Annotated in this window: 1 protein-coding gene and 1 pseudogene; both read right to left on the reverse strand. The window is 45.8% G+C overall.

The annotated features are described in order from the left end of the window. Positions 1–22 precede the first annotated feature (22 nt). Positions 23–13684: an SDR family NAD(P)-dependent oxidoreductase gene (locus tag ACJJIK_RS09430; protein WP_444944873.1), complete on the reverse strand. Its 13662-nt coding sequence runs from the start codon at positions 13682–13684 to the stop codon at positions 23–25. Positions 13685–13777: 93 nt separating this feature from the next. After that, positions 13778–14754 (reverse strand): annotated as a pseudogene (locus tag ACJJIK_RS09435) (IS30 family transposase). Positions 14755–14763 lie beyond the last annotated feature (9 nt).

A 14763-nucleotide genomic window follows, 5' to 3' on the forward strand; every position in this document is an offset into this window, starting at 1 on the left:
TTATTTAAATTTCGTGATTTAACTATATTGTATCCAATGTCACTTTATCCCTGGCTTCTTCAGCTTGTGGCTGCTCTTTTGAGTAAAGTGAGTGACAATAGTCGGCAATAGTTCGGGCGACCTTTGGCTCCCTAAGTAGGGTGAGGTGGTTAGCCGTATCCAGGTCAATCAGATTGAAATTGGGGCATTCCTTTTCCCACTCCTTCCAGGCATGCTCAGGATCTATAGAGAAGCCATGCCCTTCAAAGGTGAAATAAGGTTCCATCTCTCCCCAGAACACACCATTTTTGTTGCGGAAATAGTGGCAACTGACAGTTGATCTATCCAATAGGGGTTGAATGGTGAAACGATTGGCTTCATAGGCTAGCTGAACCTTATAGCTTTTCTCAATCGAATTTCGGATCTGTGAATCCGATTTTTTTAGTCCACGTTTTTTTGCCAGCTTTATCAGTTTTTCCAGGAACTGCTCATCACCCAATGTTGTACTTACTTCGTTACCCCGGATTAATATATCTGTGGACGATTTACCTTTGGGAACACAGCCCTCCAAGGCGATGTTCACAGCCTGTAACATCGCTGTTTTCACTTCAACGCTAGTCCGTTTGATAACAGTCGAATCCATTGTATCGAGCATAACTATGGAGTTGACCTCATGACCAAACTCCTGCAGTTGCCGCGTCGCCTCGTAAGCTATCATCCCTCCAAGTGAATACCCCCCTAAATCATACGGCCCTTCAGGCTGGATAGACTGAACAATATGCAGATAGTAAGCCACCATCGCCTGTATGCCATGAAGAGGCTCTCGATCGGTCATCCACCCCTTCGCCTGTATTCCGTAAAATGGTCGATCACAGCGCTTGGCCACCTCTGCATACAGTTCCACACCACCTAAACCACCGTGGAACCAAAATACCGGTCTACCCTCCGTGCATTTATTTAAATGAATCAGTTCGGGAAATTTTTCCAGCAGGCCGGAACGTGTATAGGCAACTTTTTGAATATCCCTTATTAGGGGAACGCCGTCGATATACTCAGAAGGAAATAGGTCGACAATCTCCTGCAGTGATTTACAGGAGAACAACTGATCGGCATCTATATCCGGGTTTATGTATACTTGTAACTGCTGCAAGAACTGCAGAGATAGTATTGAGTCGTAGCCATATTGATCCAGGCTCGTGTGAAGATCCAAATCAGATATATCCACTCCCATTATGTTAGAAAATATAGCAACAACCCGTTGACCTAAATCCAGATTGTCAAGTACAGATATCGATCCCCTGGTTCTTTCCGGCACCTGGGTATCATCAGCATCAGCGACATCCCTTAACCAGTGGCGAGTTTTCTCAAATGGATAGGTTGGCAAAGAAACCCTCTTGGGTGATTTTCCTTTATGCAATGAAGGCCAGGGGATATCTCCACCATTTATCCAATAGAAAGCGAGTTTTTCCAGATCATAGTTCTCGATTGAGCATTCCAAAATAATCTTGCCGGTCTCTCCCTTCAACAGAGTCTTTATCTCTGAAGAATTTTTTTTACCGCCTCCGGAAAACCAGCTACCGGCTTGACTGGCATCCTGTTTTTCTCCATGCTTAAGATAGTCCTCCAGCACATCAATCAACTGCTCGCGGTCGGTCGCCACAAAGGCCGCCTTGTAAACCATGACATCACGACCGATCTGTAAGGTATAGGCAACATCCGACAGTTTTTTATCTTCAAGAGAGGCGCTGGACAACAAATAATTTTTTAAATCACTTACCTTTGTCCGTAACTGCTCCGGACTCTTTGCCGAAAGCACAATGAGCTGCGGTTTTACATCCCGGGTCATCTGCTTGTCATTCTCATCACCGAGATACTCCTCGATCACAATATGGGCGTTGGTTCCGCTCATACCAAACCCGTTAATACCAGCCCTTCGGGGACAACCATCACGCGGATCCGTCCACTCTTCGGGTTCATTATTGATATAAAATGGGCTGTTTTCCAAATCAATATTTTCGTTTAACTTTTCGATCGTATTTAGTGCCGGCAATTTTTTGTTTTTTAATGCCAGCAAAACTTTGATAACCCCAGCGATACCGGAGGCAGCCAGGGAATGACCAATATTCGGCTTTAATGAACCCAGTGCACAAAACTGTTTCTTAGCTGTATTCGAAGAAAAACTTTCGACAAGCCCCTTGAACTCAATAGCGTCCCCAACCTTATCACTCGTACCCTGCACCTCCATATAATCGATGGTTTCAGGATTGATATGCGCCTTTTGATAAACGCTCGTTTGTAGCTGTGATTGCGATGAAGGTTTTGGTGACGCAATACCATTACTTCTACCATTTTGATTAATGCCTGTAGCTTTTATAATGCCATGTATCGTATCGTTGTCAGCTACAGCTTTTTGTAATGGCTTTAATACAATAGCGCCAACCCCCTCACCAACAACCCAGCCATCCGCTGAATTATCAAACGTCCTGCATTGACCGGTTTTTGAGATAATCCCCATCTGTTCGGTTAACGACATCAAACCGGAAGTGGTAACAATATGTACGCCACCCGCCAATGCAAGTTCACAATCCCCCTGTTTCAGGCTTTGGCACGCCAGGTGTATCGCCGCTAACGAAGATGAACAGGCTGTATCCACTGCCACGCAGGGTCCGGTCAGGTTCATATGATAGGCGATTCGACTGGCCAATATAGAAGCAGCATTTCCGATTAGTGTTTGCGGTACTATTTCCATACCGCTGTTGCGACTATAGTCTCCCTGCCCAACACCGACATATACACCGCACTCTTTTCCCGACAAACTCTTCGACGAGTACCCCGCATCTTCAAACGCATGCCATGCATTTTCCAAAAAAACGCGTTGTTGAGGATCCATCAATTTGGCCTCACGTGGAGAAACATTGAAAAAGGTATGGTCAAATTTGTCTTCATCTTTCAGTGCAGCAATCCATTGTTTTTCCGCTCCGCTTTGTTGTTTCCACTTGCGGGAGGGGACTTCCGTAATACTGTTTGCCATCTCTTCAATGTTGTGCCAAAAATCATCAAGGTCATCAGCATCCGGAAAACGACCGGCGATTCCTATAATCGCTATGTCAGTTATATCCTGTTCTGTTCCCTGCCCCAACAGAGATTGGGAGGTTACCGGACCATCAGCTAGCGAAGGAGATAAAGACACCTCTGTTTCTGATTCACTCTGATCAATAGCACTCTCTCTCCCTGTTTCCTCTGATGCGATATTTTCCGGTTTACTTGCCAGACCGCCGTTCGGTTTGAGGTCAACAGTATTACCGTTGGGGACGCTGCCCGGTTCTATCATTTTCGAAACAAAGCGGGTAAATTCGTTCAAACTACAATGATCATAGAGAGAGACCGCTTCCACCTCGATGCTGAAGGAACGGTTTATATCCCGAATTATCTCTACACTTGCAATGGAATCCACACCTATTTCCTGAAACGTCACCGTTTCAGTAATTTCATCCTCTTCCAGCATTAACCTGTTTTGCAAGATACGTTTTATCGATTCTTTTATCTGTGAATCGTCGTCTTCACTGCCATACACCGCCAAACTCTCATTTGGTTCTTCGTTTTTTTTCTTATTCTTCGGCATATCGAGCACAATTCCAGATTTCTCTCTCTGGAAATTGTCACTGCCTGAAAAAGACACTTGACTGGATATATAGGCGCTTAAGCGCGACATATCGAAGTGATCGTATAACGTCGCCGATTCCATATCCAAACCGAACTCTCGATTCAGTTTTCTGATAATTTGTACACTGGCGATAGAATCCACCCCAAGCTCCTGAAAGGTGCTATCACTGTCCAGATCCTCATCATCCAGCTGCAATGCAGCGCGAATGATCCGTGCGGTTTTTTCAACTATCTGAGCAGCGTCCAAAATAGGCTCTGCAGGTTCGGTAACAGCTTTATCCTGACCTGGGCGTATATTGTGCTTATCCTCTGCAACGCATGCCACATCACGTAATTCAACCATGGGAAAGGGTGAGATATTCTCTTTACGGTCTGATTCATCACTATTAAGACTAACTTTATCGGTTGACTTGCGAATATCGGTAAGTTTGATCCCCACGCTGACATTCGATCGATCATCCGCCTTTTGAGAGTTTTCTGTCTGCGAAAAATGGTCCTCTATAGCCTCTTTAACCAGATTAATGGTGAAAGTTTTCTCATGCATATCAACTTCACTGTCGATATACTGAAGCAGCTCATTCAATACCCGGCCCGACATCTCCTTCTTAAGTACCGTAAGAGATTTTCTTGGTTTTTTAGCCAGCTCTTTTGCTATGCGCAACGCTTCATTGAAAACCGATGGCTGGCGACAAATATTTATTGTTGCTCCCCGCTCTTTAAGCATTTTTCCGTCGAAGTGCTTCGCCGTGAACATCATCTCCATCGCTAGGTTTTTACCCAATTTTTCGCCTAATATGTAGGTTGCCCCCATCCCGGGAGTAAAGCCGTACTGCATAAAGTTCGCACTATATATCGACTCCTCAGCCATTAGGCAGATATCTGCGTACAACCCGAAAATCAGCCCTCCACCCAGCGCATGTCCCTGCATCGCAGATATCACGGGGATATCAAGCTCTAATAACCCCCGGTAGAGAAATGGCGCGGCGGTATAGTTATATTTTTTATTGGCGATATTCATCATTCCATCTTTTGTCCCCCCCATGCAGAACAAATTGTCATAACCAGTAAGGATCATGACTTTTATCTGACCATTTTTCTGCACATCAGAGATCGCCTTTTGCAGACCAAGCTGCAGGGCGTCAGACAACATATTTTTTGACTCTCTATCCTCCATGCGGACTATGGCAATCTGCTTATCAATAATCTCCAACTTTACTTCCTGTCCCCGATATGACTGAGCCCTTTGCATGAAATCGGAATTCCAAACCGAATCATGGACAACAGCAATTTTTGACATTTCGTCACTTGCACTGGGTACAGTACTTTTATTTTCTATGGCAGGGCTCTGATTGCCTTCACTACGGTTTATCCAGCAACGTTTCTTTACGAAAGGATAAGTTGGCAAGGAAAGTCTCTGCAGTTTCTTAATGCCATAGAGCTTTCGCCAATCGATATCCAAACCTTTAACCCAAATGTCGAGTATTTTTTGGAATTGTTCTTCCTTGATCCAGGTATCAATAGTATTTTGATGAGACAAATCTCGTTTAAAATTCGATATTTCATCCTTATGCTGATGAACCTTCGCGCTAAAAAGGTCAACATGAACATCATCACATAACGCAGCTTTTAGTTTTTCTTCAAATTCCTGTTTTGAACTCGCTATAAACGCCAGCCTTTCCTCCATCGCATCACGACCAACCTGCAAGGTATAAACTATGTCTTTCATCTGTTGTGCTGACAATTCACCACTATCGTCTAAATAGGCGATCAAATGTCTGATTACATCCTTCAATCTGTCGCTATTTTTTGCGGACAAAACAACCAGGAAGGCTTCCCGCTCATCATGACTGATCGGCAATGCATTTTGTTCGGGTTGCACGTACTCCTCAATCACCATATGCGCATTCGTGCCACTAAAGCCGAATGAACTTACCCCTGCGCGCCGGGGCCCGCTCTTCGTGTTCCACGGTTTCGTCTGTGTATTCACATAAAACGGTGAATCGGAAAAATCAAAGTGTTCGTTGGAATTGGAGTAGTTCAGCGTAGGCACCAGTGTTTTGTTCTGCATGGACATCAGCACTTTTTGTACACCGGCAATACCGGCCGCCCAGGATGTATGCCCCAGATTACTTTTCACCGACCCTACCGCACAGTATTGGCGTTGACCGGTTTTCTCCTGAAAAACCGTTGCTAACGCGTCCAGCTCGATTGGATCCCCCAGTTTGGTTCCAGTGCCGTGCATCTCTACATAACTGATGCTTTGCGGATCGATGTTGTTTTTGTCATAAATATCCCGGCACAACTCAATTTGACTGGTTGCACTGGGGGCAGTTATTCCATTTGTCCTGCCATCCTGATTAATGCCTGACCCCAGGATTACGCCATATATATGATCTCCATCTGCTTCCGCATCCTCCAGACGCTTCAACACCAAGGTGCCGACACCCTCACCGGGTACAAAGCCATTTGCACGATCGTCAAACGGATGACATTGCCCTGCAGGCGACAACATTCCCGCAGCTGACATGGCGATATACGACTCAGGTGCCAGGTAAATTGAAACACCACCAGCCAAAGCCATGTCAACTTCACCACTTTTGAGCGCCTGACAAGCCAGATGTGCCGCCACAAGTGACGAAGAGCATGCTGTATCTACCGCCAGTGCGGGGCCTTTAAGATTAAGATGGTAGGCAATGCGGGCAGCCGCAATAGCACTGCTGTGCCCAGTGGTATCCAGTTTGTTACTTTTATCGCGATTGAGCATCGCAGCATATTCACTGGCGCCAACCCCTAAATAAACGCCGCATTTTTCTTTACTGAGGGATGATGGGCTATAACCCGCATCTTCAAAGGCCCTGTAACTTTCCTGTAAAAATAGTCGATGTTGCGGGTCCATCATCTCAGCTTCAGCGGGCGATATGTGGAAAAACAGCGGATCAAAGTATTCAACATCGTCTACCAATCCGATCCACTTGCAGTATGTTTTGTCCACTTGTTCTGGATCCGGATCAAAATACCGATCCACATCCCAGCGGGAAGCCGGAACCTCCCGGATGGAGTTCTTTCCCTTCTTCAAATTATTCCAATATTGGTTTAAATTTTCGGCACCGGGGTATTTACCCGACATACCGACGATAGCAATTTTTCCCTGATACGAGCTGCCACCATTGGTATCGATATCCTGGTTGAATGGCGCCTGCGAATGCTCATGTATGAATCTCTCTTCTGTTTCCTTTGGTTCCATAGATAATGGATTTTTTTGCAATGTCTGCTGTCGCAACTCATTCACTAAATACCGGGTAAATTCACGAATGGTTGTATAGTCATAAACCTTTGTAGCCGCTATTGCACATCCATACTGTTTTTTGATAGCTCCAATCCACTCAACACTGATAATAGAATCCAGGCCCATATCGACAAATTGCCTGTCAATATCGACATCTGCGGAGTTCATCAATAATGCCTCAGCAAAGCTGCCAATCAGCTCCGCCATCAAAGCATCTTCCTGTATATCAACTTTCGCATCCGTTTCATTGGAAACAGCGAAATCCTCTTCTATTTTTACCGTCTTGCTCGCAACGGATATCTTGAGCGGTTTGACAACATCATTATTACTCGTCTCGACAGGCGTAACTGCCATATTCCAGCTTTCAAACACGTTATTTTGCAAATAATCGGACATCTCCCTGATAGTCGGATAGTCATAAACTTTTGTTGCTGAAACTGAGCAACCGTACTGCTTATTGATAGCGCCGATCCACTCCACTCCCAGAACGGAATCCAGCCCCATATCGATAAACTGTCGATCAATATCAACATCTTTTTCTTCGATAAATAACGTCTTTGCAAAGCTGCTTATGAGTTCTTGTGTCAGATTCATATTCATAATATCAACACTGGAATTTGTTTCTTTAAGGTAGTTGGTGGTACTTGCTCGACAGTCATCTTTCCTGTTTGGCAATTCATCAAGTTGTACGGATTGTTCATGCGCCTTCGCACTTTGCATATCCGTAATCACAGTATCTTCCAATGGGCGCAAACTGATATAGCTGGTTTCGACAGAGCGGGATTTATCAACAACATCCCCCTTTTCTTCAATCACCGGTGGGCTTAACAACGCCGACTCATTAGTAAGACCGGGTTTATCCAAGAGCCCACTATCAAACCAGAATCGACCTTTAGCGAATGGATAAGTTGGTAAGTGGATAGTCCGAGGGTGACCATTTTTATGTAATGCTGTCCAATCGATTGCCAGCCCTTTCACCCAGTAACTCAACAACTTGGTATACTCTTTTTCCCGAAGCCATTGTTTGGTTGCAACATCCCTCTTCTCTGGGCTGTTGACAGAGCCATCGGAAACGCCTCGGTGTTCCGCTTTACCTGTGAGCACTGATCCGGCACTTTGACCGATATTTAGATAGTCGTTCAGCTTTTCAATTAACTCAGGTACGGAATGCACCTTCATGGCTAACCGAAAATCCATTGCTTCCCTTCCAGTTTGCAGAGTATAAGCAATCGATGGTAATGCTGTATTTTTTAGTCCCTTGGCAACTATATACTCCTTCAGGTTTACAGCGACTTCCCTAAGCCGCTGCTCATTCATCGCCGATAACACAATCAATTGTACAGAATCCTGTCTAGACAGCTCATCTTCAACGCCATTGTCGGCGTATACGTCCTCTCCACAGCAGGATTCATATTCTTCAATGATGACATGTGCATTGGAGCCCCCTGCACCAAACGAGGAAATGCCGGCGATTCTTGGATACCGTTTTGTTTCACCATCTATGGTAACCAGGGGTTGACGCCAATCATCAAGGCCGCGCTGCACCACAAACGGTGTAGTACAGAAATCGATATTGGGATTGAGTGATTTCGTATGCAGACTGGGCACCAGTTTCTTATGCTGCATTTGCAATACGATTTTGGTCACCCCCGCTACGCCTGCCGCTGCCTCCAGGTGACCAATATTGGATTTCACCGATCCTATGGCACAAAACCCGGTATCACCGGTGTCCTGGGCAAAAGCTTTCTTTAAACCTGTTACCTCAATGGGATCTCCAAGTTCGGTGCCCGTACCATGTGCTTCGATATAACTAACCGTCCGTGCGTCGACACCGGATTTATCCATCGCTTTACGGACGAGTTCAGCTTGCTTGTTTGGATTCGGTATCGTATAGCCATGGGTTTTTCCACCGTGGTTAATACTGCTGCCGCGAATAATCGCGTAAATGCTGTCACCATCAGCCTCAGCTCGGGATAACGGTTTTAACAAGAGGGTTCCCACACCTTCACCGGGAACAAATCCATTGGCACCATTCCCGAAACTCTTACAGAGCCCATCACCGGACAACATCTTTTGCTTGCTGAGCGCGACATAGTTGGATGGATGGAGATAGAGATTAACCCCCCCGGCAACCGCCAATTCACACTCCTGCCTATGTATATGTTCGCAGGCTTCATGAATCGCGGTCAGGGACGCCGAACACATAGTATCGATAGACAAACTGGGACCACTCAAATCCAGCATATAGGAGATACGGTTGGCGACTGAACTAAAGGATGTTTGGGGAAGCAACATCGTTTCGCCCCGGCGAACCAGATCCGGACCATAAAGACTGAAACCGGTTTTTGTGATCCCTACAAATATACCTACACGACCTTGATGTTGTTTAGCGAGCTTCTCCTTAGTGTATCCAGCGCCCTCGAATACGGACCAGCACGACTCAATAAACAGGCGCTCCTGCGGGTCCATACTCATAGCTTCCCGCGGAGAGATATTAAAAAACAGCGGATCGAAATCAGCAAAACCCTCAACGAAACCGCCCCACTTGCTATAGCTTTTTCCTTGTTTAACAGCCTCTTGCGCATCAGTGTTATAGAATCCATCCAGAGACCAACGTTCAGAGGGAATCTCAGTGATACAATTTTTTCCGGCTTCCAGGTTCTCCCAATACTGTTCCAAAGTGTTTGCTTGTGGATAACGCCCACTGATTCCTATTATCGCAATCGGTTCGAGTTGTCCTCTGCCGTATGAGGATTCAGCTCTGTACTCGTTCCCGGCAGTTGTTCCGATCGCGGTATCGATATTGCCAGCAACATCATCATGATCAGTAGAGTCAACAGCGATCGAAGATAAACCGACCCATTGGCAACACGCATTGAAGTACTCATCGACGAAATACTCTGCCAATGCATCCAGAGTCTGGTACTCATAGAACAAGGTTTTAGAGATATTTCCAAACACTTCCTGCAAGGCGCTGTTAAGGCGCATTATCATGATCGAATCTATACCGTAACTTTCCAGCGTTTCGTTACCATCAATTTTTTCCAATGCAAAATGAGTGACTTTGCCAAAGAGGAGTTTGCAGTGATGTCGTACTTTTTTCAGCAGCATTACATTGTCTACTGCGGAATTATCTGCTGGCAGTGCGGCACCTTCAACAACGGATGACTCAACTAGCGTATTGCGCAACATTTCTTTATCGCCAGCCATAACCAACACCTGGTTCGCACTCATAAGCAACCCCTGATATAGGGCTCTTACCCCTTCGTCGGTTTTAAGCGCAAGCATACCTGTATCATTGTGCAGACTTTCTTCCATTGCCTTGTCAACCGTCATTCCTCCCTGTTCCCACAACGGCCAGTTTATCGATAGCGTTCTTCCTTGCCGTTGCTGATGTTGTACCAGTTGGTTGCGATGGTGAGCATAGGCATCCATAAAAGCGTTAGCCGTCGCGTAATCTGACTGACCGGCATTGCCCAACGCACCTGCAACCGATGAAAACAAGAGGAAAAAGTCGAGCCTCATATCCTGAGTACACTCATCGAGATAAACAGTACCCCTTATTTTGGGTGCAAGTACCTTGGCCACCTCCTGTTTTGATTTTTTAATGATAAAATTGTCCTGTATAATCCCCGCACTGTGAATAATCCCATTTAACTTGCCGAAAACAGCCTTGATATTTCCGATCAGTTCATTCACGGCTTTTCTATCGGCCACATCCACGCGGTGATAGTCTACCCTTGTACCTAGGTCCTTCAGTGCTTCAATTTCAAGTAACCGGTCCTGTGACAAGACTGATCGCCCAATCATGATGATGGTGGATTGATTGGTTCGCTGAGCGATCTCTCTGGCAAATATCAAGCCCAATCCACCAGCACCACCGGTAATCAGATAGACACCGTTTTCAACCCATGGCATATCAAGTGCGCTGTGCTCCAACTTTCCATCGACTTGTTCAATCCACTGACTGACCTCACGCTGGCCAGCCCGATAGCGAATATGTTTGTCCTCCGGATGTTGTGCATCACCAAATAAAGATTCAGCAAGCAATGCTGCATCGTCGCAATCGCTCTCAATCAACTGGGCAACCAATGCCGGGTTTTCCAAATGGGTAGTTTTAAGCATCCCCGACAATGCATTAAACCAGGGAGCCTGATCTGCGTTTTGCACAAGTATTTGAATAGCCACTTTGCCCGCAGGTTTACTGGCCACGATATGCTTGATCTGATCAAACGTATCTAACGCCAGTTTTTCAAAATTTGCGGCTGAGTGTTCTGTCATGCATTCATTGTTCGGAGCAAGATTTACTAATTTAACACCGCTCATTTGATCGGCCAGCTTATGCTGCATAGCTTCAGTGGTATCGCAAAGCAAAAGATAGTGCTGCTTGTATTCATACGAAAAATCGCTTCGGACCGATTTTTCCCTCCACTGGGGCTGAAATAACAATGGTTCATTGTCATGCCTCTGTTCGAAAGAGCCCTCCCACTGTTGTGAGAAACCCTGAGTCTTCCTCGGCTGCGACTTAACCAATCCGGTAGCACACTTTGTCTCAATCCTGTAATTTTCCCTCTCGAAAGGATAGGTCGGTAAGCTCATGCGTTTACCGGTATTTTTTACAGGTACCAGATCCCAGTTTACGTCGTAACCCTGAACCCAAGCTCTGGCAATTCGATCCCACTTGCCCTTGCTCGCCCAAAGGCTAACGAACTCATTGAGTTCTTCATTGGAATCAAATAGCTCTGTATCGGTCTTGTGCGCTTTTACATTGGCTCGCCACACATTTTTGGGTAACGCATTTTCAGATACCACACGCTGTAACAACTGCAAAAACTCATCCACGCTTTCGGCCAGGACAATGAGCCGCTCCTCCATTGCTTCCCTTCCCATCTGCAGCGTAAACGCCACTGAAGATAGATTGATATTGGCAGCCGGTTCGGACTGGAGAAAGGCGATAATCCTTTCGACATATTGTTTCAGTCGATCGGCATTTTTTGCGGAAACCGGTAACAAGAGTGGATACGTTTGCTTTTGTATGACAGTAGGCTCAGCGCAATATTCTTCCAGAATAATATGCGCATTGGATCCAGCAGCCCCAAAAGAGCTTACTCCCGCTCTCCGAACGGTTCCTTCACCATTCAGTAGTTGCCAGTGCTCTGTCTTTTTTTGCACAAAAAAAGGAGTAGACTGCAAATCAAGATACGGGTTAATACGTTCTGCGTGCAATGACGGTACAAGTGTTCGATGAAATAGTTGCAGAATGGTTTTCGTTAAACCACTGATACCTGCCGCAGACTCGGCATGACCTATATTCGATTTTGCCGAACCAATGGCACAATACTGCGTAGTGTCATCGGATAGATTAAACGCCCGTTTCAATCCCTCAATTTCAATGGGGTCCCCCAAGGAAGTTCCGGTACCGTGGGCCTCAATGTAGCTGATACTTTGCGGCTCAACCCTGGCCTTTTTCATACAATCGTTAATAACATTTGATTGCATCACCGGTTCCGGAACGGTAATACCACTGGCTTTCCCTACATGGTTAACCGCGCTGGCTTTCAAAACAGCATAGATCCGATCACCATCGCGAATCGCATCACTGAGCGGCTTGAGAATGATCGAACCAACACCGTCAGAAGACACATAACCATCACCACCTTCACCAAAGGTATGGCAATACCCGTCACTGGAATGCATATCCATCATGCCATAGGAGAGATATTTGTTTGCATGAAGAGACAGGTTGACACCGCCGGCAATTGCTACCTGGCTTTCTCCACACAGAATACTTTGCATCGCCATATGAACCGCTGTTAACGAAGAAGAGCAAAGTGTATCTACTGCAACAGAAGGTCCGTTAAAATTACAAAAATAGGACACGCGATTTGCTATTGAGGCATTACTGAGTGACAGCGGATTATCATCCGTATTTTTCTCTAATGCCTCAGATCCGATAATGGAATAGTCTTTGTGCATAACACCCACAAAGACTCCAACTCGGCGTATATTATCCGTGGATTGCGAAGCGACAATATTTTTCGGTGTGTACCCCGCATCTTCCATAGCCTCCCAACAGACTTCCAAAAATAATCGCTCCTGAGGGTCCAACGCCCGCGCTTCTTTTGGAGTAATTCTGAAAAATCTGGCATCAAAGCAATAAGGGTCATCTATAAACCCTCCCCATTTTGATATTTTCTTTCCGGAAGGAGAGCTGAACCCTTTAAACTCACGCCAATTCCAACGATCGATGGGGACTTCCTTGATACAATCTTTGGCATTTTTCAAATTATCCCAAAACACATCCAGGTTCGGTGCTTCAGGGTATCTTCCCGCCATACCGATGACGGCGATATCATTTTCATTGTCGGGATCAATACTGCGCACCGCTGACTCCGTCTCAACGCTACCTTCGGAAAAAGAGTGATGAGTGTCTTTTTCCTTGTCATCGCTTACCCTGTCATCCGTTACCGTGTCAGAGGGATGAAGGGGATTCGTGCGGTTAAATTCAATACCTTCCTTTTCAAAAAAACCGTAGAGATATTCCGCTAAAACCGCAATATTTCCATACTCGAATAATAAAATCGGACTTAACGCTACAGAAAACTCCCTTTCAATAGACTGAACAACTTCCATTAACGTCACGGAGCTTAATCCCAACTCATAATAACCGCTATCCACATCTATACTTTCACAAGGGCAGCTTAACTTCGAAGCAATAAGTTCCTGTAAAAACAATCTAACTGAAGCAATACTCATATTCATATCCCTAAACCCAGTTCTTTCTGATGTCCGGTTTCACTCTTGGGCAAAATTTCCTTTCCTGCATTCAACTCTAAAGTGCATCACCCTTTAGGCTGCTGCGGCAGCCGTATATTCTCCCATGACTTGTTTTTGGGTTTTTTATAGCCCAACAACTTTCTCGGACGATTATTTAAGCGCTCAATAGCTGCTTCGACATCTGCTTGGTCCACAAGCTTGAAATCAGTTTGTTTCGGAAAGTACTGACGCAGTAGGCCATTAGTATTCTCATTTAGGCCCCTCTCCCAAGATGAGTACGGATGCGCAAAATAGACCTTCGCATCCAAGGCCTCACCAATCTTCTCGTGCAGAGCAAACTCTTTGCCGTTATCGGCGGTAATCGTGTGTACGAAATCCCTGTATGGCTCAAGTAATGCAATGGTAGCTTGAGCAACCAACTCTGCTGTCTTGCGTTCAACCTGCTGAGAGAGGGTAAATTTGCTCTTACGATCTACAATGGTGACCAGAGCACCGCTATGGTCTTTACCTATAACGGTATCAATTTCCCAGTCTCCAATGCGAGATTTATCGTCAACAACCTGTGGGCGCTCTTCGATACTGATGGCGTTCTTGATGTGTCCTCGAGTTGACTTTCCATTGGCCTGTTTTTTGTAGGGCCTATCCCTACGCCGTAAATTCTCGTAAAGGGTCCCGCCACGCTGCTTATCAACCCAGATATACAAGTAGATAGTTTCATAGCTAATCGACTGGCCTTCTTCCCGGTCTAGCCAGCCGGAAATTTGTTCTGGGCTCCACTGTATCTTCAGTTTGCTCTCTATCAGAGCAATAGCCTTGGTGGGTAGCATCTTTGTTGGTCTTCCTGCCTGCCTACGCCGCTCTTCAGCCATCTGCTGGGCTTGCTTATAGCGGTAGCCTTTTCCGCCTCGATTACGAGCGAGCTCTCTGCTGATCGTAGGCTGGCTAACACCAATCTCCCTGGCAATTGCCCTCTGACTCCAATCACTTTTCTTTAGCGCCTAAATCTGGCATCGTTGCTCTTCGGTCAGCTGTCGGTAACGTTTTGTCATCACTTAATC

This window comes from Microbulbifer regidiadema (SeqCode), assembly GCF_052466995.1.

What these genes read in the sequence shown, in the direction of transcription:
- ACJJIK_RS09430 (WP_444944873.1), bottom strand. Translation starts at nt 13,684, where the DNA reads ATGAGTATTGCTTCAGTTAGATTGTTTTTACAGGAACTTATTGCTTCG.